General features: G+C 41.2%; 23 protein-coding genes. 19 read left to right on the forward strand and 4 right to left on the reverse strand.

Annotated features, from left to right (window positions below; all coding sequences use genetic code 11):
* The first annotated feature begins 5 nt into the window (after window positions 1-5).
* The 7 genes from NFS43_RS02485 to NFS43_RS02515 all read left to right on the forward strand — a co-directional run bounded on the left by NFS43_RS02485 (window position 6) and on the right by NFS43_RS02515 (window position 9025).
* Window positions 6-1256 carry a competence/damage-inducible protein A gene (locus NFS43_RS02485; protein WP_251549184.1) on the forward strand — a complete coding sequence of 417 codons (1251 nt, stop codon included), beginning with the start codon at window positions 6-8 and terminating at the stop codon, window positions 1254-1256.
* A gap of 351 nt (window positions 1257-1607) precedes the next feature.
* On the forward strand, window positions 1608-2648 hold the full coding sequence (gene recA, locus NFS43_RS02490) for a recombinase RecA (RefSeq protein WP_277613890.1): 1041 nt from the start codon (window positions 1608-1610) through the stop codon (window positions 2646-2648).
* A gap of 318 nt (window positions 2649-2966) precedes the next feature.
* Window positions 2967-4529 carry a ribonuclease Y gene (gene rny / locus NFS43_RS02495; protein WP_251549185.1) on the forward strand — a complete coding sequence of 521 codons (1563 nt, stop codon included), beginning with the start codon at window positions 2967-2969 and terminating at the stop codon, window positions 4527-4529.
* A gap of 137 nt (window positions 4530-4666) precedes the next feature.
* Entirely contained in the window at window positions 4667-5464 is a 798-nt protein-coding gene (locus NFS43_RS02500; RefSeq protein ID WP_251549186.1) for a TIGR00282 family metallophosphoesterase, read from the forward strand.
* A gap of 200 nt (window positions 5465-5664) precedes the next feature.
* Complete coding sequence (gene spoVS / locus NFS43_RS02505; protein WP_038541258.1) at window positions 5665-5925, forward strand: stage V sporulation protein SpoVS; 261 nt, start codon at window positions 5665-5667, stop codon at window positions 5923-5925.
* 496 nt (window positions 5926-6421) lie between these two features.
* Window positions 6422-8158, forward strand: a complete 1737-nt coding sequence (locus NFS43_RS02510; RefSeq protein ID WP_251549187.1) for a 2-oxoacid:acceptor oxidoreductase subunit alpha — start codon at window positions 6422-6424, stop codon at window positions 8156-8158.
* Window positions 8159-9025, forward strand: coding sequence for a 2-oxoacid:ferredoxin oxidoreductase subunit beta (locus tag NFS43_RS02515; RefSeq protein ID WP_251549188.1), 867 nt, complete (start codon window positions 8159-8161; stop codon window positions 9023-9025).
* 206 nt (window positions 9026-9231) lie between these two features.
* Here NFS43_RS02515 and NFS43_RS02520 read toward each other — a convergent pair whose 3' ends face one another.
* Window positions 9232-10101 carry a cytochrome P450 gene (locus tag NFS43_RS02520; protein ID WP_251549189.1) on the reverse strand — a complete coding sequence of 290 codons (870 nt, stop codon included), beginning with the start codon at window positions 10099-10101 and terminating at the stop codon, window positions 9232-9234.
* A 217-nt stretch (window positions 10102-10318) separates the two neighbouring features.
* Between NFS43_RS02520 and miaB the strand changes: the two genes are divergently transcribed.
* The 4 genes from miaB (at window position 10319) to NFS43_RS02540 (ending at window position 13394) form a co-directional block, all read left to right on the forward strand.
* Window positions 10319-11854: a tRNA (N6-isopentenyl adenosine(37)-C2)-methylthiotransferase MiaB gene (gene miaB, locus NFS43_RS02525; protein WP_251549190.1), complete on the forward strand. Its 1536-nt coding sequence runs from the start codon at window positions 10319-10321 to the stop codon at window positions 11852-11854.
* A gap of 1 nt (window position 11855) precedes the next feature.
* Window positions 11856-12311 (forward strand): YlbF/YmcA family competence regulator, encoded by a 456-nt coding sequence (locus tag NFS43_RS02530; RefSeq protein ID WP_251549191.1) that lies wholly within the window; start codon window positions 11856-11858, stop codon window positions 12309-12311.
* A 216-nt stretch (window positions 12312-12527) separates the two neighbouring features.
* Window positions 12528-13073 carry an outer spore coat protein CotE gene (locus NFS43_RS02535; RefSeq protein ID WP_251549192.1) on the forward strand — a complete coding sequence of 182 codons (546 nt, stop codon included), beginning with the start codon at window positions 12528-12530 and terminating at the stop codon, window positions 13071-13073.
* A gap of 120 nt (window positions 13074-13193) precedes the next feature.
* A complete protein-coding gene (locus NFS43_RS02540) occupies window positions 13194-13394 on the forward strand; it encodes a hypothetical protein (RefSeq protein WP_251549193.1) in 201 nt (66 codons plus the stop codon).
* A 96-nt stretch (window positions 13395-13490) separates the two neighbouring features.
* Here NFS43_RS02540 and NFS43_RS02545 read toward each other — a convergent pair whose 3' ends face one another.
* Window positions 13491-14039: a GNAT family N-acetyltransferase gene (locus tag NFS43_RS02545; protein ID WP_251549194.1), complete on the reverse strand. Its 549-nt coding sequence runs from the start codon at window positions 14037-14039 to the stop codon at window positions 13491-13493.
* Between the two features lie 178 nt (window positions 14040-14217).
* Between NFS43_RS02545 and NFS43_RS02550 the strand changes: the two genes are divergently transcribed.
* The 6 genes from NFS43_RS02550 (at window position 14218) to NFS43_RS02575 (ending at window position 18768) form a co-directional block, all read left to right on the forward strand.
* The gene (locus tag NFS43_RS02550) at window positions 14218-14874 is read left to right on the forward strand and encodes a protein kinase family protein (protein ID WP_251549195.1); all 657 of its coding nucleotides are present in this window, start codon (window positions 14218-14220) and stop codon (window positions 14872-14874) included.
* A 92-nt stretch (window positions 14875-14966) separates the two neighbouring features.
* Window positions 14967-15710, forward strand: a complete 744-nt coding sequence (locus NFS43_RS02555; protein ID WP_251549196.1) for a prolipoprotein diacylglyceryl transferase — start codon at window positions 14967-14969, stop codon at window positions 15708-15710.
* On the forward strand, window positions 15703-17121 hold the full coding sequence (locus NFS43_RS02560; protein WP_251549197.1) for a radical SAM protein: 1419 nt from the start codon (window positions 15703-15705) through the stop codon (window positions 17119-17121). Before NFS43_RS02555 ends, NFS43_RS02560 begins: the two co-directional genes overlap by 8 nt.
* A 43-nt stretch (window positions 17122-17164) precedes the next feature.
* Window positions 17165-17437 carry a hypothetical protein gene (locus tag NFS43_RS02565; RefSeq protein WP_251549198.1) on the forward strand — a complete coding sequence of 91 codons (273 nt, stop codon included), beginning with the start codon at window positions 17165-17167 and terminating at the stop codon, window positions 17435-17437.
* 174 nt (window positions 17438-17611) lie between these two features.
* Window positions 17612-18181: a TetR/AcrR family transcriptional regulator gene (locus tag NFS43_RS02570; RefSeq protein WP_251549199.1), complete on the forward strand. Its 570-nt coding sequence runs from the start codon at window positions 17612-17614 to the stop codon at window positions 18179-18181.
* A gap of 59 nt (window positions 18182-18240) precedes the next feature.
* Entirely contained in the window at window positions 18241-18768 is a 528-nt protein-coding gene (locus NFS43_RS02575) for an HXXEE domain-containing protein (RefSeq protein ID WP_251549200.1), read from the forward strand.
* 47 nt (window positions 18769-18815) lie between these two features.
* On the opposite strand, the gene serC is transcribed toward NFS43_RS02575, so the two are convergent.
* Window positions 18816-19913, reverse strand: coding sequence for a 3-phosphoserine/phosphohydroxythreonine transaminase (gene serC / locus NFS43_RS02580; protein ID WP_251549201.1), 1098 nt, complete (start codon window positions 19911-19913; stop codon window positions 18816-18818).
* Between the two features lie 191 nt (window positions 19914-20104).
* Here serC and NFS43_RS02585 point away from each other — a divergent pair, with 191 nt between their 5' ends.
* Both NFS43_RS02585 and NFS43_RS02590 read left to right on the forward strand, forming a co-directional pair.
* Entirely contained in the window at window positions 20105-21091 is a 987-nt protein-coding gene (locus NFS43_RS02585; RefSeq protein WP_251549202.1) for a 2-hydroxyacid dehydrogenase, read from the forward strand.
* Window positions 21092-21241: 150 nt separating this feature from the next.
* Entirely contained in the window at window positions 21242-22021 is a 780-nt protein-coding gene (locus tag NFS43_RS02590; protein ID WP_251549203.1) for an ABC transporter ATP-binding protein, read from the forward strand.
* A gap of 89 nt (window positions 22022-22110) precedes the next feature.
* Here the strand turns inward: NFS43_RS02590 and hpaB are convergent, their stop codons facing one another.
* The gene (hpaB, locus tag NFS43_RS02595) at window positions 22111-23553 is read right to left on the reverse strand and encodes a 4-hydroxyphenylacetate 3-monooxygenase, oxygenase component (RefSeq protein WP_251549204.1); all 1443 of its coding nucleotides are present in this window, start codon (window positions 23551-23553) and stop codon (window positions 22111-22113) included.
* Window positions 23554-23714: the final 161 nt, after the last annotated feature.

The raw sequence follows: 23714 nt of genomic DNA on the forward strand, positions 1-23714 counted from the left end.
CAGATATGAATGCTGAGATTATCGCGGTTGGCTCCGAGCTTTTACTGGGCCAAATAGTCAATACAAATGCACGATTTTTGTCTCAGCATTTAGCTGGGGCTGGCATTAATGTGTTTTTTCATACTGTCGTCGGGGATAATCAAGACCGGCTAAAGTCAGCCATTGAAATCGCTGAAAAAAGGTCGGAAATCATCATTTTTACAGGCGGACTTGGCCCGACTAAAGATGATTTGACGAAAGAAACCATTTCCCGCCATCTTGGAAGAGAGCTCGTAATCGATCAAACGGCGTTAGCCAGCATTGAAGAGTACTTTAAAAATTCGGGCCGGGTAATGACAGAGAATAACCGTAAGCAGGCGCTCGTTATTGAAGGTTCAGATGTCCTTCCGAATAATCATGGCATGGCACCCGGGATGGTGTTGTCAAAGGATCACCATATTTATATGCTCCTGCCTGGACCTCCAAAAGAAATGGAGCCGATGTTTCTAGACTATGGCATTGGAGCACTTTCACTTCAGGCGGGCACAAAGGAAGAAATTGTTTCGAGAGTGCTGCGTTTCTTTGGAATTGGGGAGGCTGCATTAGAGACGGAAATAATTGATTTAATTGATGCCCAAACCAATCCGACGATTGCTCCGCTTGCCGGTGATGGGGAAGTGACTTTAAGGCTGACGGCAAAGCATGCGGATAGAAATATTGCAGAATCAATGCTGGATGAGCTAGAAACGAAAATTGCCAACAGGGTTGGTGAATTCCTTTATGGATATGATCAAACCTCGCTTATGGCCGAATTAGTGAAGTGTTTAAAAGAAAACAGGCTTTCCATTACAGCGGCTGAAAGTTTAACCGGAGGTATGTTCCAGCAGGAGCTGACATCCATTTCAGGGGCCAGTTCGCTGTTTAAAGGCGGAGTGGTGTGTTATTCGAATGAAATCAAACATCTGGCTGTCAAAGTAAAGCAGGAAACCCTTAAGCAATACGGTGCCGTCAGTGAACAATGTGCCAGGGAATTAGCAGAAAACATTGCCGCGATATTTAATACGGATATTGGAGTGAGTTTTACGGGTGTAGCGGGACCAGGTGAATTGGAAGGGAAACCGGCAGGAACAGTTTATATTGGAATTGCCGTAAAGGGAAGGCAAGCCGTTGTGGAAAAATTGACGTTAAGCGGCACGAGAGACCAAGTCAGGCTCCGTTCCGTGAAATACGGTTGTTATTTGATATTAAAGCGTTTGAAGGAACGGGCTGTCCATTAAGGGGTCTGACTCCACGCCTAGGCCAATATATAGAATGGTTTTTTCAAAAAACTTCTATATATTGCGGGGTGGTGTCTGACCTCTTTGTTTTTGGACTGCCTCATTTTTGGCATTAAGTATATTTCTGACAATTTAGGATAATATGCTTTTACTAGCTGAACGGCGATAAAAAGACTGAAATAAGGGGCATTATTGTCATCTTAAGGGATATATTTGGCTTGAAAAAGGTCGAATGAATGTTCGTGTTTTTTCTCGACAAATGGTTGAAAAGAGGTTATATTATTAATAGGTTTTATTTTTACATTGATAGAAGCCAAAAAATTAATTTTTAGATAAAGGGAGGAACTATTTGTGTCAGACCGAAAGGCCGCCTTAGAAATGGCGCTAAAGCAAATAGAAAAACAATTCGGCAAAGGTTCCATTATGAAGATGGGCGAGCAGGCCGAAACGAAAGTATCAACCGTCCCAAGCGGATCGCTGGCGCTTGATGTGGCACTTGGAGTAGGAGGATATCCGCGCGGACGGATCATCGAGATTTATGGTCCAGAAAGCTCCGGTAAGACCACGGTAGCGTTACATGCCATTGCAGAAGTACAGGCTAAAGGCGGACAAGCAGCGTTTATTGACGCTGAGCATGCCCTGGACCCGGCTTATGCACAAAAATTAGGTGTAAATATTGATGAATTATTGCTGTCCCAGCCAGACACAGGCGAGCAAGCGCTTGAGATTGCAGAGGCATTGGTTCGAAGCGGTGCAATCGATATTATTGTTATCGACTCTGTAGCAGCCTTAGTGCCAAAAGCTGAAATTGAAGGCGAAATGGGTGACGCTCACGTGGGCTTACAGGCCCGCTTAATGTCGCAAGCTCTTCGTAAACTTTCAGGAGCTATCAACAAATCAAAAACAATCGCTGTTTTCATCAATCAGATTCGTGAAAAGGTTGGAATCATGTTTGGAAACCCTGAGACGACACCAGGAGGGCGTGCCCTTAAATTCTACTCCACTATCCGTCTTGAAGTCCGCCGTGCGGAGCAGCTAAAACAAGGCAATGATATAGTCGGTAACAAGACAAAAGTGAAAGTAGTGAAGAACAAGGTTGCTCCTCCTTTCCGTACTGCTGAAGTGGATATCATGTACGGTGAAGGCATTTCCAAAGAAGGTGAAATCATCGATATGGGATCCGAACTCGATATTGTGCAAAAAAGTGGCGCTTGGTATTCCTACAATGATGAAAGACTAGGTCAGGGCCGTGAGAATGCGAAGTTATTCCTCAGGGAAAATCCCGATATTCGTCTAGAGATCCAGACTAAAATCCGTGAACATTACGGATTAGATGGGGATAAAACCGTTGTAGAATCGGATGATGACGAGCAGTTTGAGTTACTGGATTAATATCCTAAGAGCAAAACCAATAGGAAGGTTTTGCTCTTTTTTATAATTTGAATTTTTATTCGAATAAAAGCAAATTTATTCATTCTGTATCTTAAAAAAGATGAAAATAATTTTATGATATTCGAAATATTTCAAAATGGTTTCAGGACTAACCTTGACAATGTATTATCCCACCTTTACAATTAATATGTATATTTTACATTTTTGTCAAAATACAATTCGAAAAGCCTTAGTGCTTGCTGTATGTTGAGTCTAAACAATGTACATGCCGACACTTAAAAAATGTAGCAAAAGTTCATAGCAAGAGGAGGTGTAACGATGGAAGCATTTTTACTCATCATCTCCATTTTGCTTGGCCTTATCGTCGGTGCCGTTGTTGGCTATTTTATTCGTAAATCCATTGCTGAAGCTAAAATTGCAGGGGCAAAAAATGCCGCAGAGCAAATCCTGGAAGATGCTAAGCGTGATGCTGACACATTAAAAAAGGAAGCACTGCTTGAGGCAAAGGACGAAATTCACAAGCTTCGTACTGAAGCGGAACGTGAGGTTCGCGAACGAAGAAATGAACTGCAAAAACAAGAAAACCGTTTACTGCAAAGAGAAGAGAATTTAGACCGGAAGGATGAAACGTTAAATAAGCGTGAAATTCTTTTAGAAAAGAAGGATGATTCTCTAAATCAAAGACAACAGCATATTGAAGAGATGGAAAGCAAAGTGGACGAGTTGGTGCGTACACAACAGACAGAACTCGAACGAATTTCGGGCTTAACCCGTGAAGAAGCAAGATCAATCATACTTGACCGGACAGAAAATGAACTTTCTTATGAAACGGCAGTAATGATTAAGGAAAACGAAAATCGTGCGAAAGAGGAAGCTGATAAAAAAGCGAAAGAGATTCTTTCGTTAGCAATCCAGCGTTGCGCTGCTGACCATGTTGCGGAAACGACCGTCTCGGTCGTTAACCTTCCAAATGATGAAATGAAAGGCCGGATCATTGGCCGGGAGGGACGTAACATTCGTACGCTTGAAACACTTACGGGTATCGATTTAATTATCGATGATACACCGGAAGCCGTCATTCTATCAGGATTTGATCCGATTCGCCGGGAAACCGCCCGTTTAGCGCTTGAGAAGCTTGTGCAAGATGGACGGATTCACCCAGCTCGCATCGAGGAAATGGTTGAAAAGTCTCGACGCGAAGTGGATGAGTACATTCGTGAAGTGGGAGAACAAACCACTTTCGAAGTCGGCGTGCACGGACTCCATCCTGATTTAATTAAAATTCTCGGCCGATTGAAATTCAGGACCAGCTACGGCCAGAATGTGTTAAAACACTCGATGGAAGTTGCCCAGTTATCGGGTTTGCTTGCAGCCGAACTAGGTCAGGACGAAACGTTAGCACGGCGGGCTGGACTGCTCCATGACATCGGAAAAGCGATTGACCATGAAGTGGAAGGAAGCCATGTAGAAATCGGTGTGGAACTTGCAACGAAATATAAGGAACATCCTGTTGTCATCAACAGTATTGCTTCTCACCATGGTGATACCGAACCAACCTCGATTATTGCCGTTTTAGTTGCAGCTGCAGATGCCCTATCAGCTGCACGTCCTGGTGCTCGTAGTGAAACGCTTGAAAACTATATTCGCCGTCTTGAAAAGCTTGAGGAGATTTCTGAATCCTTTGAGGGCGTTGAAAAATCCTTCGCAATTCAGGCTGGACGTGAAATTCGCATTATGGTAAGACCAGATGCGGTTGATGACCTGCAAGCTCATCGATTGGCGCGCGATATTCGCAAACGGATCGAAGAAGAGCTTGATTATCCAGGGCATATTAAAGTGACGGTCATCCGTGAAACACGAGCTGTTGAATACGCAAAATAAGCGGTGCATATGCACCGCTTTTTAAATTTGAGATAAAAGCAAGCATCCAAAAAACAGAGCAGCAGTCCTCTGAGGATTATTCGCCTGTTTTCGGAGAAAAACTATTACTAACAATACTTTTTTGAAAGGTCGTAAATATGAATTTACTATTTATCGGTGATGTCGTAGGTTCACCTGGCAGAGACATGGTGAAAGAATATCTGCCAAGGTTAAAAGAAAAATATCGCCCCCATATCACTATCATCAATGGGGAAAATGCAGCTGGCGGCAAAGGCATCACAGAAAAAATTTACAGGCAATTTTTAGAACAAGGTGCACAAGCCGTTACACTTGGAAACCATTCTTGGGATAATCGGGACATATTTGAATTTATTAATGATGCCAAATATTTGGCTCGTCCGGCTAATTTACCAAAAGATACTCCTGGCCAAGGAATGATTTTTTTAAAGCTGAATCATTTAGAGGCTGCCATCATTAATTTACAAGGAAGGACATTCATGAATCCTATTGATGACCCTTTCCGAAAAGCGGATGAACTGATTGAAGCAGCCAGAACCAGAACACCGTTTATCTTTGTTGATTTTCATGCCGAGGTCACGAGTGAAAAGCAGGCGCTTGGCTGGTATCTGGATGGCAGAGTTTCAGCTGTGGTTGGGACCCATACGCATGTTCAGACGGCTGACCATCGCATATTGCCTGGGGGTACAGCTTATTTGACAGACGTAGGCATGACAGGGCCATATGATGGGATTCTAGGGGTAGAAAAAGAAGCAGTGTTGAAACGTTTTCTAACCAGCCTGCCCTCCCGATTTGAGGTAGCGGAGGGAGGCAGGAATCAATTAAGTGCTGTCAGCATTGAATTAGACCAAAAAACCGGCCTGGCGAAAAAAATAGAGCCTATCCTCATTAATGACGATCATCCATTTTATTCTTAGAGCAAAGGCCATCCCTTTGCTCTTTTTCATGCTTAATGAATTGGAAAATGAAGAGACTAGTGCTTTTGTTTTGGTTTTTTTTTGTCCAAGCTGGAATATGTTTTTTGTGCGCCGAATATAGTAGCAGTGGAATGTTATATACCTGATTGGTTCATGAAACTGCTCATGCGGAATCGGGATTTTACAAGGAGGAGCTAGGAATGGAAATATTAAAGGTTTCAGCAAAATCTAATCCTAATTCTGTAGCTGGTGCACTTGCCGGAGTTCTGCGTGAAAGAGGTGCGGCAGAAATACAGGCGATTGGTGCGGGTGCATTAAATCAAGCCGTAAAGGCAGTAGCCATTGCTCGAGGATTCGTAGCGCCTAGCGGAGTGGATTTAATATGTGTCCCTGCGTTTACCGATATCCTAATCGACGGTGAAGAACGCACAGCTATAAAATTAATTGTAGAACCGCGATAAAAGCTTAGTAAATTCTGATCGCGGAAAATTGGAAATACACTTTCAAACCTGGTTGTTTTATACAAGCAGGTGTTTTTGTGTTCAATTCCTTTAATGGTACTTAATGGGTAAAATAAAAATACTAGAAATATAAAATTGCTATATTAAAATAAGAGATTTAAGCGTTTTCATTACAAAACCAGCCTAAGCCGTTTGATGAAATGTGGTTTATAATTGACAAAAATAAACAGTTTTTCATAGAAAATAAGCTTACTTTTCATTTGAAAAAAACGTTCATTTTAAATAATAAAAAAATATTCATATTTTAGACAATATTTTGAGTTAAAGGGTTGCAATTTTCTGTACATAGGTCTAGAATTGAAAGCGTTTAGTACCTCTCCATTATTCTAGTTTTTTGACTTTTCATCATAAGCCATAATTCTAGTGATTCACTATGGAAGATGCTACACTTAACATGATTCAATCAACTTTTTACATATCCAAAGGGGTGTAAGATATGATCAATCAACTTTCGTGGAAAGTTGGCGGACAACAAGGGGAAGGTATAGAAAGTACTGGGGAAATCTTTGCTATTGCATTGAATCGCCTGGGATATTACTTGTATGGCTATCGTCACTTTTCATCTCGTATTAAAGGCGGACATACCAACAATAAAATCAGAGTAAGCACAACACAAGTACGTTCGATATCTGATGATCTCGATATCCTAGTTGCATTTGATCAAGAAACTATTGATTTAAACTACAAAGAGCTTCATAGCAAAGGATTAATCCTAGCAGATTCCAAATTTAATCCTGTCAAACCAGAAGATGCGCAAGCATCAATGTATGCGGTGCCATTCACTGAAATTGCTACTGAACTTGGCACATCCTTAATGAAGAACATGGTTGCCATTGGGGCAACTGCTGCCGTTCTTGATTTGGATATTCATGTGTTCGAAGAAGTGGTCCGTGAAATCTTTGGTAAAAAAGGCGAGCAGGTTGTAGCTAAAAACATGGAGGCCATTAAAGCAGGCTACGAAAATATGAAGGCAAATCTTGAGGCAGGCATTCAGCCAATGCATTTGGAAAAAGCAGATGGCAAAAAACGGATGTTCATGATCGGAAACGACGCTATTGCGCTTGGAGCTATTGCCGGAGGTTGCCGGTTCATGGCTGCATATCCAATCACTCCAGCTTCAGAAATTATGGAATATTTAATTAAAAAGCTTCCGGATCTTGGCGGTACAGTGATTCAAACTGAGGACGAAATTGCAGCTGCCACGATGGCTATTGGAGCCAACTACGCCGGCATTCGCGCTCTTACTGCTTCTGCAGGTCCTGGATTATCATTAAAAATGGAATCTATCGGTCTTTCTGGAATGACAGAAACTCCGCTTGTCATTGTTGATACCCAACGTGGCGGTCCATCGACAGGATTGCCAACCAAACAAGAACAATCAGACTTAATGGCAATGATTTACGGTACACATGGGGAAATCCCAAAAATTGTTATGGCGCCAAGTACTGTTGAAGAAGCATTCTATGATACGGCTGAAGCCTTTAACCTGGCTGAAGAATATCAATGTCCTGTCATCGTCTTATCTGATCTTCAATTATCATTAGGCAAGCAAACAGTAGAACCTCTTGATTTCTCTAAAGTAGAAATCAGACGCGGCAAGCTAGTAACAGGTGAACTTCCTGACCTTGGAGCAAAGGGTTATTTCAAGCGTTATGAGGTAACAGAAGATGGAGTTTCGCCACGTGTTATTCCTGGCATGAAAAATGGGATCCACCATGTAACGGGTGTAGAACACGCTGAGACAGGCAAACCTTCTGAAACCACTGCCAATCGCCAGGCACAAATGGATAAGCGGATGCGTAAACTTAAGAATATTCGTTTTAACACCCCTGTCTATAAAAATGTTAAACACGAAAATCCTGACGTTTTATTTGTTGGCTTTAACTCTACCCGTGGGGCAATTGAGGAAGCGATGGGACGTCTTGAGCAAGATGGTTTGAAAGTAAACCATGCCCACATTCGTCTCATTCACCCATTCCCAACGGCTGAAGTTCTTCCACTGATCCAAGCAGCGAAAAAAGTGGTTGTGGTAGAAAATAATGCAACTGGACAATTAGCAAATATCCTAAAAATGAATGTAGGACATGCTGATAAAATAGTGAATCATACGAAATATGACGGTAATCCATTCTTGCCTCATGAAGTTTATACAAAATGTAAGGAGTTGTTCTAAGTGGCCACTTTTAAAGACTTTCGAAATGATGTGAAACCTAACTGGTGCCCTGGCTGTGGTGACTTCTCTGTACAAGCGGCAATTCAACGTGCAGCTGCAAATGTAGGCTTAGAACCAGAAAATTTAGCGGTCATTTCTGGTATTGGCTGTTCAGGACGTATTTCCGGTTATATTAATTCTTATGGTTTCCATGGAATCCATGGCCGTTCTCTTCCAATTGCACAAGGTGTAAAAATGGCTAATCGTGATTTAACAGTGATCGCATCAGGCGGTGACGGTGACGGTTTTGCTATCGGTATGGGACATACGGTTCATGCAATCCGCCGTAATATTGATATTACTTATATTGTTATGGATAATCAAATTTATGGTTTAACAAAAGGTCAAACTTCTCCACGTTCTGCAGCAGGATTCAAAACGAAGTCAACTCCTGCCGGTTCCATTGAGCAGGCCATTTCACCAATGGAATTAGCGCTGACTGCAGGTGCAACTTTTGTGGCACAAAGCTTTTCAACAGACCTGAAGGATTTAACAGCACTAATCGAGGCTGGAATCAAGCATAAAGGATTTTCTTTAATTAACGTATTCAGCCCTTGCGTAACTTACAATAAGGTCAACACATATGATTGGTTTAAAGAAAACTTGACGAAATTAAGCGATGTGGAAGGCTATGACCCTAGCAATCGTGAAGCCGCTATGCAAACATTAATGAAACATAATGGCTTAGTAACAGGGCTTATTTATCAAAATACTGAGCGGAAGTCTTATCAAGAATTGGTTCATGGCTATTCAGAAGCTCCATTAACTCAAGCCGGCCTCTCACTTGATCAAGCCTATTTTGATAAATTAGTTTCAGAATTTGTTTAATAATACCAAAAAAATCCCGGGCTATCCGGGATTTTTTTTAGATTGAATTAGAGGATACTGCCACCACTCTTCAAACGGTGGATTAAGTACCTTCTCGACAAAGAGAGGTTTTCTCCTTTTTTATGTGTAAAAAGACTTCCGCAACGGGAAGCCAATGAAACGGATTTCCTTTTGTATTTTTCAAAAGTATGGTTTGAGTTTTTGAATTATGTCCGCTTCCTCACATCTTTGATAATTAATTTACTATGGGGAATACTTGGCATGCTGACCATGCTGTAACTTAAATCTTGTTCGGGAACTTCATAATCTATTTGATTAACAAGATAATTTAGACTAACTTTCATGACTTCAATGGTTACCCACTCACCTGCACAACGATGCCCCATATAGTAATCACCGCCACCTTGTGGAATGAAATCAAAAGGATTTCCATCCCATTTGGCAAAACGATTAGGATAAAATAAATCAGGATTTTCCCAAATTTTAGGATCGTGATTAGTTCCGTAAATATCCAATAAAGTTAATGTACCTTCTTCAAATTTATAACCGTTCCAAGTAAAATCCTTTTTTACAAGTGCCATGGCAAACGGGAAGAAGGGATAAAAACGACGAACTTCCTGAATAAACTTTTGAGTATATTTTTCATCTCCCGATTTAAGTTTTTCTTTTTCTTCTGGATAATGATGCAATGCTAACAAAATAAAGTTAATAAATATAGCTATTGCTACTATTGGTCTTAATATATTGATTACTTCTACAGCAGTGGTTACAGTGTCAAGAAAATTCCCTTCTGAATCGCGGTGCATGGCAAATATGTATAATGCAGTATTTTCGGGTGGAATTAATGTTCCATTACGAACCTTTTCAATAATTTCACCAATCCACTTTTCTACACTATTTCGTGCATTTCTTCCCATCCAATGATTTGGTCCAACTGCACCAGCTGATTCGAACATTGCCCCTAAATCATTCGTCAGATTCTTTATTTCGTTTTCTTGAACTGGTACTCCTGACCACTCACAGGCTATCTGGCACATCATTTCCTTGGTTTCTTCATAAAAAAAAACCTTATCCATTTGTCCCCATTTACTTATACTCTAGCCCACATGGGAAAGGGTTATTTTTGTGGCTTTCTAATTGTAAGGGAGGGGAACGGTAAAACTAGGTGATTACCGCTTGCAGGTAATGAAATCAACTTGAGTTTGACATAATCCTGCCTTATAATAGAAGGGTTGAAGATTATAAAAACAAACTCATGAAAACTCAATAATTGTAAGGGATTGATTGAATAAAATGAATGAGAAACAGAGGTTAGATTCACAACAAGCTAATTCTTCGGACAAAAAATCCGAAAAGGATTACAGCAAGTATTTTGAAAGAGTCATTACGGCTCCTTCATTAAAAGATGCTAAAAAACGCGGTAAAGAAGAAGTAAAATATCACAATGATTTTTCCATCCCGGAGGAATTCCGCGGCATGGGGGATGGACGAAAGTTCTACATCCGCACCTATGGCTGCCAAATGAATGAGCACGACACAGAGGTTATGGCGGGAATTTTCCTGGCACTTGGCTATGAGCCTACCGATAGCACCGAGGACGCCAATGTCATTCTTCTAAATACTTGTGCGATTCGTGAAAATGCCGAAAACAAGGTGTTTGGAGAGCTTGGCCACTTAAAAGCATTAAAAATGGAAAACCCTGATCTCTTGATAGGCGTCTGCGGCTGTATGTCTCAAGAAGAGTCAGTCGTTAATAAGATTCTAAAGACTTATCACCATGTTGATATGATTTTTGGAACACACAATATTCATCGCCTGCCACATATCCTAAACGAAGCTTATCTGTCAAAAGAGATGGTCGTTGAGGTATGGTCTAAAGAAGGGGATGTTATTGAAAACCTTCCGAAAGTCCGTCGTGGGAATATTAAAGCATGGGTTAATATCATGTATGGATGCGATAAATTCTGTACGTATTGTATTGTCCCATATACACGCGGCAAAGAGCGCAGCCGCCGTCCGGATGAAATTATTCAAGAAGTTCGTCATCTTGCAGCACAGGGGTACCAGGAAGTTACATTACTTGGCCAAAACGTTAATGCCTATGGGAAAGATTTTGATGACATAAAATACGGTCTTGGTGACTTGATGGAAGAATTACGAAAAATCGATATTCCTAGAATTCGTTTTACCACAAGCCATCCGCGGGATTTCGATGATCACTTAATTAAAGTTCTGGCAAAGGGCGGCAATTTGATGGACCATATTCATCTGCCAGTACAATCAGGTTCTACTGATGTGTTAAAAATAATGGCGAGAAAATATACTAGAGAACAATATTTGGAACTTGTCAGAAAAATTAAGGCAGCTATTCCAGATGTGGCTTTATCTACTGATATTATTGTTGGCTATCCAAATGAAACAGATGAGCAATTTGAAGAGACCATGTCTTTATATCGCGAAGTAGGATTTGAAGCAGCCTACACGTTTATTTATTCACCACGAGAGGGCACACCGGCTGCTAAAATGGTAGATAATGTTCCATTGGAAGTAAAAAAAGAGCGCCTGCAGCGGTTAAATAATCTTGTTAATGAGTTGTCGGCACAAGCAATGAAAAAATATGAAGGGCAGATGGTGGAAGTTCTTGTTGATGGGGAAAGCAAGAATAATCCTGATGTCCTGGCCGGATACACGACAAAGAACAAACTTGTCAATTTTAAAGGACCAAAAACAGCCATTGGAAAAATTGTGAAAGTGAAAATTATCGAAGCCAAAACATGGTCATTAAACGGAGAAATGGTGGAAGAATTAGAAGCAGCAGAGGTGAAATAAGGTGGCGAAGTATACAAAAGACGATATCGTTGCATCGGCGCGGGAATTGGCCCGCATGATTGCAGAAACAGAAGAAGTGGATTTTTTCAAGCGAGCTGAAGCACATATTCATGAAAATCCAAAGGTGAAGACTTTGATTGCCGACATTAAAGGATTACAAAAGCAAGCTGTGAACCTCCAGCATTATGGAAAATATGAAGCACTAAAAAAGGTGGAAGGAAAAATTGCTTCAATTGAACAGGAGTTAGACGAGATTCCAGTCGTACAAGAGTTTAAGCAATCGCAGCTTGAAGTGAATGAATTACTTCAAATCATTGCTTCAACCATCTCAAATACCGTAACGGATGAAATTATTGCTTCAACAGGCGGAGACCTGCTGCGTGGGGAAACAGGAGCCAGTTTAAAAAATGGTACAGAAGCCTGCGGCCACGACGATGGCCATCATTACAAACATTAAATAGGGAAAGAAGCTGTCTCAATTCATGAGATGGCTTCTTTTTTTGTAAATGAAGTTCAGGTGGGCAAATCGAGTCCAATAAGGCACATACCTAAATTTTAAGCATACTATGAATCATGAATTAACATTTATCCAGGAATTATAGTTTAGATATCACACTAACCTAGACATTCGCATAGGATGAAATGAAACAGAAATGAGGAGGGTACGCGCGAAATGGGAGAATACAGAGAGATAATTACCAAGGCCGTAGTAGCGAAAGGACGGAAATTCACCCAGTCCAATCATACAATTAGCCCGGCGCATAATCCAACCAGCATTCTTGGCTGCTGGATTATCAACCATAAATACAGCGCAAAAAAAGTCGGCAAAACAGTAGAGATACACGGCTCCTATGACATCAACGTTTGGTATTCCTTTAACGAAAATACCAAAACGGAAGTGGTTACTGAACGTGTCCAATATACTGATGTTATAAAGTTAAAGTATCGTGACCAAGACTGTCTGGATGACAATGAAATTGTTGCCCGTGTACTGCAGCAGCCTAATTGTACAGAAGCAATCATCTCCCCGAACGGCAATCGAATCATCGTCCACGTTGAAAGGGAATTCCTTGTGGAGGTAATCGGCGAAACTAAAGTTTGTGTGCGAATTAATCCAGAGGGCTGCAAAGACGAGGATGAGGATTGGGGCATGGATGTAGACGACGAAGAATTCGAAGAGCTTAATCCGGATTTCTTAGTTGGCGGAGAAGAAGAATAACATGAACTAGGAGGTATTGCTTCCTAGTTTTTTTCTTGTTCAAAAGGAAACGAATCCTTCGGCAAATTTGATGAATGTTTCAAATGGGAAATCAGCAACCTATTATCAGGAGGTGTTCATGTGGAACCAAAAAACCCTGGCAATAAGGAACTGACTGATTTTCAGGAACTGACTGACAGAATGATTGCGGATCGTCCTTCCAGTCCGATGTTAGTCATTAAGACCAATTTAGATCCGAAAGAACCGACTGAAGAAAATCCCTATTATCAAGAAGGAGAAACGAAAAATTTAAAAGAATTTAAGGAGTATTTTAAGGAATAAGAACCAGGATGGCTCAAATTATATGGATCATCTTAAAACACCCTTCCAGGATAAACGAACATCTCAGGAGGTGATTTAGTTTGATGCTGCATTGAGTCATCCTCTTTTTTCCCATTCCGGTTTTAATAATGACAGCACATAGGTATCGTGAAATTGATCCTGCTGTTTAAAGTAGCCTCTCAGCAAACCTTCCTTTGTAAAGCCGAATTTTTCAAGAAGCTTGAGTGAAGGAACATTTTCCGGGTAAACGACGGCACCAATCCGATATAAATCAAGCTCTTCAAAGCTGTAGCGAAGTACTTCCTCAATGGCCTCAGAAGTATATCCATTTTGCCAATAGGCGGGATGCAGTTCGTACCCAATTTCAGCCCGTTTATTTTTCAACTGAAGTCCGTTAAGGCCAAGGGACCCGATAATCCTTTGATTTTCCTTCAATTTGATTCCCCAGCGGATCCCGCGTTTTTCTGCATAGTTTTTCCGAAACATTTCAATTAGTTTTGCAGCCTCTGCTTGCAGGACAAACCGGTCAGTGCCATAATATTGGGTTACTTGTTCGAATGATAATATTTCAAAAATGCTGTCTACATGACGGGGGGTGATTTCGATTAATTTCAGACGCTGTGTCTCTAGGGTAGGGAAACTCATGTGATCACCTTTCTATATTTGAAATCTTACCTATAAGTGTATAATCAAACCGGATAAATATAAAGGAATTATTTCCAAGAATTAGCCATATTTTCTTGGAAAGGCAATTCGGACTAAAAAATGGGTTGCCTCCTATAAGGAACGATAACATTGTACTTGAAGCATAGAAGGTGTGCAAATGCAGATGAAGCCGTTTTTAAATTTGATAGAACAAGAGTTGCTTCCCCATATTCATTTAATAACCGATCGTCCTTTTGAGCCAATATTGATACGGAACGAATCTAATAGTTGGAAAACTATTGGGAAAGGAAATTACGCGGGTGTCTTTGCACATCCCTCCTATCCGCAATATGTTGTGAAGGTCTATGGCAGAAGCCATGAAGAAATAATCAAGGAAATTAAAGTCTATCAGAAGTTAGGAGCCCATCCAGCCTTCTCTGTCCTGCATGATTATGGCGAACATTATCTTGTCCTGAAAAGAATTCCAGGCATCACTCTGTTTGATGCAGTTGTGAAGGGCTGGCCGATTCCGGAAACTGTTATTCATGATGTCGACCAGGGTTTGAACTATGCCAGGTCTGTTGGACTGAACCCCTATGATGTCCATGGCAAAAATGTAGTTATGCATAAGGGCAGGGGCTATATTGTGGATGTGTCCGATTTTTATAAGCAAGGTTATGACAGAAAGTGGGATGACTTAAAAAAAGCTTATTACAAAATTTATCTGCCCTTCCTTTTTAAGTTACATCCGCCGATCCCTTTTTTTATTGTGGATGGAATTAGGAAAGGATATCGGGTGTATCGAAATTTAACTAAAAAGCAGTTAAGGAAATAAATTAATATTTTTGAAAATAATCTTATTAATGATAAATATTTCCTTTATAATGATAAAAAACATCATCGTTTTTTGGAAGGCGGGGACTTATCTTGCATTATCCTTTCTATATATTCGGGATTCATCCACATTGGTTATTTGAGTCGCTGGCCTATTTTATTGGCTTCCGAGTCTATCTCTATACCCGCAGTAAAGAAAGAATCCCCATGGATTTGGCCCTTTGGGTCATGGTTGGTGCCATCTTAGGCGCTGCGATTGGTTCAAAGCTGCTGTATTGGTTTGAAAGTCCTGCAAAGACACTGGAAAATTGGAATCATCTTATTTATCTTATCGAGGGTAAAACGATTGTTGGCGGTTTATTGGGAGGTTTGATCGGAGTAGAAATCGCTAAAAAAATGATTGGCTGGAAACGGTCTACAGGTGATGATTTTGTCCTGCCGCTCATCGTAGGAATGATGATTGGAAGAATCGGCTGCTTTTTAACAGGGTTAGATGATCATACATATGGGGTGGCAACCCATTTGATAACGGGCGTCGATTTTGGAGATGGCATTAAGCGCCATCCTGCCCAGCTCTATGAAATCGTATTCCTAGGTGCACTTGCCATGATTCTCATGAAAATCAAACGGAAAAACTTGGGGTGGGAGGGTCTGCTATTTCAACTTTTTATGATAAGTTACCTATTTTTCCGCTTCTTGATTGATTTTATCAAGCCAACACCTCACCCGTATTGGCTGCTTAATAATATTCAAGTTGCTAGTTTACTAGGAATCATCTACTACATCTGGCTTATACATAAAAAACAAACAGAAAAGAGGAGAGAATTCTATGCCTAACCGTCCCTACTTATTTTATGAATTAACGAACAGCATCTGTTCCACCTGCCTAAGAAAGGTGGAAGCAAAGGTCATTATCGAAGAGGAAAAAGTCTACTTAGTCAAGAATTGTCTCCAGCATGGACGGGAAAGGGTTTTGATTTCAACGGATGTGGAGTATTATAAGTGGTGCCGCGAGTTCATCAAACCATCGGAAATGCCATATCGTTGGAACACCCCGATCAAATACGGCTGTCCCTATGACTGCGGACTTTGCCCCGATCATGAACAACACAGCTGTTTGACTTTGCTGGAAATCACTGAAAGGTGCAATTTGAAGTGCCCGATCTGTTATGCGGAATCCTCTCCACAAAAAGGAACGTTTAGAAGTTTAGATCGTATTGAATTTATGCTAGATAACATCATTAAGAATGAACGGATGGCAGATATAGTCCAAATCAGCGGCGGGGAGCCCACCATCCACCCGCAATTTTTCGAGATCCTCGACATGGCAAAATCACGGCCTATTCGGCATATCATGGTGAATACTAATGGCCTGCGCATTGCCACCGATAAGGAATTTGTCAGGCGCCTATCGCAATATTTACCCGGTTTTGAAATCTACCTGCAATTCGACAGCTTTGAAAAAGAGGCACTTGAGGAGTTAAGAGGGGTGGATTTAAGGGACATCCGGCAAAAAGCCATCGAGAATCTTAATGAGTTTAACATTTCTACTACTTTGGTGGCTACACTGAAAAAAGGGCTAAATGACCATGAAGTAGGAAAAATCATTCAATACGGTTTGCAGCAAAAGTGTGTTCGCGGCGTTACCTTCCAGCCGATTCAAGCGGCAGGCAGACTGGAGGAATATGACCCGGCAGTCAATCGCCTAACCTTAAGTGAAGTCCGGCAGATGATTATTGACCAGTCCAATGTGTTTCATGCGAAGGATATGATTCCTGTTCCGTGCCATCCGGACTGTCTTGCTATGGGCTATGCCCTGAAACTGGATGGGGAGGTAACTCCTTTGACCGGTCTTATTGACCCAAACATATTATTGGAGGGAGATCGGAATACGATTGTGTTTGAACAGGATGACACGATCAAAACTAAGATGTTTTCACTATTTTCCTTGAATCATTCACCGGATTCATCAGCCGGCTCCTTAAAGGATTTGCTGTGCTGCCTGCCAAAGGTTTCGATGCCGGCCAAGATTGGATATGATAATGTGTTTCGGGTGATCATCATGCAGTTTTTGGATGCCTATAATTTTGATGTTCGTTCCGTCAAAAAATCCTGTGTCCACATCGCCCACCCTGATGGCCGGATCATCCCGTTTGATACCTATAATTTGTTTTACAGGGATGATAAAGAACTGGCGTTAAAAAAAATCCAGGCTGAGCTGGATCGAAAAGTGCCGGTTATTGAATAGGCAAGTGTATTCGGTCTATCTATAAAACAAAAGAGGGATGGAAATGAATCAAAATGGGTCATTAAAGGATTTATGGATTGGAATAGGCATAACCATTGGCATCTACTTGGCGGGTTTAGTCATTCTTTTGGCGGCAGCTTATTTATTTTTCATCTACTTGATAGTAGCAGTCTTGGCTCTCTTGATCATACCAGCTGTCAGTTTTGCCAAAGGGAAGAAACGGTTAGCTCAAGGGGCTCTCATTGGTTTGGGACTTAATATTCTGTTGTTTACAGCTTGTTTTGGCATTATCATTTCCGGACTTGGCGGGGGATGAGGTTTAAATACGGCAACGAGGCTTTATAAAATATAACCGCAAGTATGAATGATGACTCCAATGTAATGGGGCCAGTTTTTTTGCATGAGGACAAAAACCCTTGACATTTTATGGAATATAATGATAATTTGAGTATATACTCAAAAAATGGACTAAGTATTAGGAGTTGGGCTTGTGACAGCTAAGAAAGAAAAAATTCTCCAAACGGCTCTCGAACTATTTAGTGAAAAAGGCTTCAGTGCCACGACCACTAAGGAAATTGCATCGAAGAGCGGGGCAGCAGAGGGACTGCTATTTTATTATTTTAAGGATAAAAATGGCCTGTTAAAGGAGTTGACCCGGCAATTTTCCTTTGTTGAATCGATCAAAGAGGAAATGCAAAACATTCAGGAATTAGATCCAAAGGAAGCTTTATTCAAATTTGGGCATCTTTATCTGGACTTTTTATCCCGAAATAAGCACTTTTTATCCTTTATTTGGTCGCCGGAAATGACTCAAAATCGTGAGGTTAGCAGGGAAGTGGCCAGCCTTATGAGTTCCATGACGAACCAGGCTGCCGCGCTTTTAAAAAATGCTATTAATTTAGAAGTGGATGATCAAAGAATGGCTGCAGCAGCATCGATGCTTCTTTCCAGTCTAATGGCATATGGCCTTTTGGGTGATAGAATAAAAGAATCGGCAATGGCTGAGTGTGATCAATTTATTAAGATTATAACGGACATCATTTTGAAGGGATTAAGCTAATTCCTTTCTTTTTTGCGAAAAAACTGAGTGAACACTCAAATTTTAGGAGGCGAAATAAGATGACTATCACGGTATTGATTTGGATGGTGGCCAGCATTTTTATCCTGCATGATTTTGAGGAGATTATTACTGTCGAGAGCTGGTTCAAGAAAAATGAAAAGGAACTATTTCATGCAGTGCCAAAAAGGTTTCATTCCTACATCAACCGTATTTTTCCAAGGCACACAGCAGGGTTTGCACTTGCCGTATTAGTGGAGTATATCGGGATTTTGATTGTAACGTTTTTGGCGGTCTTTGGCTTGAGGGAGAATTGGACGCTTCTTGGAATTCTTTCAGTGGTAACGATTTTGTTTCTCCATTCTTTTAGCCATATCGGACAATGCCTGTTTTTCAAGAGGTATACACCGGGTGTCGTGACATCCATTTTCTTGGTAATCCCCTTTTCCGTTTATTTTTTTCACTTCACACTGAGTGAGGAGTTCATTGATTGGCGAATGATTTGGTGGAGCATACCGATGGGTGTCATCCTTGTGTTCGTTTTCAATCAGGCGGGACTCGCGCTGGGGAAAAAATTAGAAACCAAATAAAGACACAGCCAAGCCTTATGTTAGGGCTTGGCTGTGTCTACCTTTTGTTATCCATTTGTCCTTTGGAATTGAACCATGAATTCGCTGAACGCTTTGCATGCTTCATATGGCACTGCGTTGTAAGTGGAAGCCCGGCATCCACCAACTGAACGGTGGCCATTTACTCCGATAAATCCTTCCTTCTTCGCTTCAGCCAAGAACTTTTTCTCTAATTCCTCGTCCTTTAAACGGAAAGTAATATTCATGAAGGAACGGCTGTCTTTTTCAGCATGTCCAAGGTAAAAACCGCTGCTTTGGTCGATAGCATTATAAATTAATTGGGCCTTCTCTTCATTTCTTCTGGCTATCTCATCGATTCCTCCAATTCCTTTGGCCCAGTTTAACACTTCACCAAGCATATAAATGCCAAAGGTGGGCGGGGTATTGTACAAGGAGTTATTTTTAACATAAGTGCTATATTTTAACATGGTAGGAACCTTGGTTTCTGCCTTCTCCAACAAGTCCTTCCGGATCATCACAACGGTTACTCCTGAAGGGCCAAGGTTTTTTTGGGCGCCCGCATAAATTAATGAAAATTTGCTGACGTCAAATGGCCTGGAAAAAATGTCACTGGACATATCTGCTACCAGTGGAACCTCTCTAGTGTCAGGGAATTTTTGCCATTGCGTACCATAAATGGTATTGTTGGATGTTAAATGTACATAGGCATCATCGGGATTGTATTGCAGTTCATCCAAACTAGGGATGCGGCGATACTGGCTTTCCTTTGTGCTGGCCGCTTGATAGGGATTTCCAAATAATTTGGCTTCCGAAAGGGCCTTTTCTGACCATGAACCTGTCATAATGTACCCAGCGTTTTGTCCAGGCTTTAAAAAATTCATTGGAACCATTGAGAATTGCAGACTAGCACCGCCCTGTATGAAGACAACCTCATAGTCTTCCGGAATCGCCATCAACTCTTTTAACAGTCTGATGGCTTGGTTATGTACGTCTTCATAGGCAGCACTACGGTGGCTTAGCTCCATCACAGACATACCCGTACCTCGGAAATCAATCAGTTCCTGTTGGGCTTTTTCCAAGACAGGAAGGGGAAGGGCAGAGGGTCCAGCGTTAAAGTTATAAGCACGGTGAACAAGTTGATTCATGAGATAACACTCCCAATTTTTTATTTATTAGAATAGTAACACATTTTTATTGCTTTAGGTAACTAAAGTGGAAATAATCAAAAAATTATTTTTGGAAAAGGGCTGTATTATCGATAGGACAATTATAAAATAGAATTCGTACATAAATGAAAAATCATGAGACTGAAATGGAAGAAAGGGGTTTGCTGCACATGAAACCAAAAATTGTTGTTGCTTACAATAAAGTCAGTCCAAAGGTATTGAGTTTTCTAAGCGAATCTTATCATGTAATCAATTTTGATAAGTTGGATGCCCAAACACTCCCAAACTTTTATCAAGAGCTGGGGGATGCACATGGCTTGCTGACAGCTGGATTAAAAATAGATTCAGCGTTATTGAACCGGGCACCCCAACTGAAAATTGTCAGTAATATTTCGGTTGGATATGATAATTTAAATCTTCTGGAACTGAACAAACGAAATGTTATGGCAACTAATACCCCAGGGGTTCTAAACGATACAGTCGCTGACACGGTAATGGGGTTAATTCTTGCTGTGGCAAGAAGAATCCCTGAATTGGATCAGCATGTAAAAACAGGAAACTGGAAAGTAGAAGATGGGGTTAATCTGTATGGAAACAATGTCCATCATAAAGTGCTGGGAATTATCGGGATGGGCGGAATTGGCACCGCCGTGGCCAAAAGGGCCCATTTTGGTTTTGACATGCCTATTCTTTATCATAACCGCTCCCGTCATACAGAAGCGGAGCAAATGGTAAATGCAGTCTACTGTTCACTAGAAGAGTTGTGCCAACAGTCGGATTTCATGTGCCTTTTAACGCCGCTTACCCCGCAAACTGTTAAACTTATTGGGGAAAAAGAATTTAAGCAGATGAAAAGCACTGCCATTTTCATCAATGCTTCCCGAGGAGCAACCGTTGATGAACAGGCCTTAATCCGTGCGCTTGAAAATAAAGAAATCCTCGGGGCAGGACTAGATGTATTTGAGCAGGAGCCAGTCAGCCCGGGCAATAAGCTTTTGTCCATGGATAATGTGGTGGCACTTCCGCATATCGGATCAGCCACACATGAAACACGGTTAGAGATGGCGATGTTAGCTGCTGAAAATCTAGTAAGCGGCCTGCAAGGGAAAATGCCGCCAAATCTGATTAATCGAGAGGCATTAAAGAACCTATTTTAATTGAATAATCCAGTATCTAATAGAGGCTTGCTGTTTCGGGCCTCTATTTTTTCTTAAGGAAGAGGAACAGAGTGCTTGTGTTTTCTGAAAATTTTGATACTATAATAAAATGAATCTATCATTAATGACAAGAAAGCAAGGGGTTAGAAAATGATTGTACAACTAGAAAACGTCTCGTTGGTAAGAGATGGAAAGCCGATTTTGCGGGAAGTTAATTGGACAATTGAACCGGGGGAAAATTGGGTGCTTTTCGGATTGAACGGTTCCGGCAAAACAGCGATTTTAAACGTGCTCAATGCCTATTACTTTCCAACCAAAGGGCAAGTGTCGGTATTGGGCATGGAATTTGGCAAAACCTATTTGGGAGAAAAACTCCGCAGGCAAATCGGATTTGTTTCTTCCTCGCTCCAAGGGAAACTTCATTCGGGAGATAATGCCTTTGAGGTTGTTTTAAGCGGCGCCTTTGCAACAATTGGGTTATATGAAGTTCCGACAGATGAAATGCGGCAAAAAGCAATTAGGCTGCTTGAAGACCTGGGCTGTATCGAATATGCCAACCAAAACTATGAAACGTTGTCTCAAGGGGAAAAGCAACGGGTACTGATTGCCCGGGCATTAATGGCAGACCCGGCGCTTCTGATTCTGGATGAGCCGACAAATGGATTGGATTTTATTGCACGAGAAAAGCTGCTGGAATCCATCTCCAGGATTGCTAAGCAGTCCAATCCTCCTTCTATCATTTATGTCACGCACCATGTGGAGGAAATCTTGCCGGAGTTTAATAAAACGTTGTTATTAAAAGAGGGACAAGTTATCGCTTCAGGCAAAACAAGCGACATGTTAAGTAATGAACGGCTTTCCGATTACTTCGGGATGCCTGTCATGGTAACATGGCAGAACAAACGTCCGCTGCTTACAAGATTATCATAAAGGGAAATCCTGAAACCATCGGGCTCCCGATTTAGTTGGAGCCCAATGGAAGCGTATGGAGGCAGGAGAATGGGCATTGATCAAGTAAACTAAGGATTTAGTTTTAAGAAATCAGTGGCCAAATCTCTATATTTTTCTTTTGGATAGGATTGGTATAAAAAGCTGGATAATCGAATGGGATCACCAAAAAAATATCTTTCATATTGGGTTTGTCTTGTGCCAAATGGGCTCATAGTCAAATCCCAGGCCAGCCGGAAAATTTTCACCCGATCCTCTGCATTCCGGCTGGCAGCTTGCAGATACTGGTCCAAATCTCCTCTAATGCTGGAAGCAAAGTCTTTTTCAGAGGGCAGTGATACCATTCCGCTTGCCCCGATTAGCTGAATGATCTCCACAAATCTTGGATAAATTCTCGGATATACGTTGCTGGCAACCTGAAGTGGAATGGTACTTGGCCTAAAAATTCCCGATTCATCGGCCTTAGCGCCCTCCTCTGATTTTGCAAGAAGCGCCCTCATTGTTTCAAGGCCGATAATCATTTCTGAAAGTTTTTCCTGAATATGCGGATATCCGCTGACATTGATCGTATCAACTAATAGCTCTGCAATTCCAAGAATGAACTCTGTCTTAACAATCTGCCTGGTAATTACCTGATGAAAAGCAAACGAATGAAAGGAGCTTTGAAGCATAAACATATCGGCTGCATCAATATTGTTGTAAAAAAAGACCCGCTCCCACGGGACCAATACATGGTCAAACACCAGAATCGTGTCCATTTCCTCATAATGGGAACTCAGCGGGTAATTAAACGAAGACTCCCCGCCAACAAAAGACTCTCTGCAAATAAACTTTAAACCAGGTGTGTCTGAAGGGAGGGAAAATGCAAAGGCATTCCTCTCATCTGTCTCACCGCCAGTGAAAAAGACCAGCACCTCATCGGTCAAACCGCCTTGCGTCGCTAAAAGACGTGCTCCTTTTATGATAATCCCATTCTCATTTTGGCCCACCATCCTTGCAGCAATCGGTTCCTTTGAGTTCTCAAAATAAAACTGGGACCGATTCACTTGTGGTGTGATAAAGGTATGGGTAAAGGAGAGGTCATATTCTCTTGCCCTTTTATAGAGTGATTCGATATTTTCAGGGAAACTATTTTCCTTGTTATTCAATGACTTAGCCGAAGAGGCGAAGGCCATTAGGGCACTGTTCATATAGTCTGGACTCCTGCCTAATAATCCATGGGTGTGCCTTGCCCATATTTCCATCATTTCCCGCCGTTTTATTAACTCATCCTTTGTTCTGGGCTGTAAGTAAGAAAGTCCAACAGGATTCCCTGATTCTGGAGAAGGGAAGGTTAGCTTGTCTTGAAACAGTGGATTATGCTGTAACTCATAAAGGGAAGCTTTTGTTTGGATCATGCCTTTAAATGCAGGATGTTCGGAGATTTTTCCTGTAATTCGCTTTCCATCCAGCCAGATTTCGGTTTGTAACTGATCGATTCGGTTTATATATTCCTTTCCGTTTATTGCTCCCATCTAACCACTCCTAAAGCCTTTAACTTACTAGTTCCATACTATTAGAGCAATCCTTATTTTGTTCGGAATTTATCTGCTTTGAAATCATTTTATCTAAACAAAATCAGCCAAATCACTTGAAGCCATAGGAAATGATTGTACCTGAATCCATGGGTTTGATA

The sequence above is a fragment of the Neobacillus muris genome (genome assembly GCF_943193175.1).
In the GTDB taxonomy this organism is placed as follows: domain Bacteria; phylum Bacillota; class Bacilli; order Bacillales; family Cytobacillaceae; genus Neobacillus; species Neobacillus muris.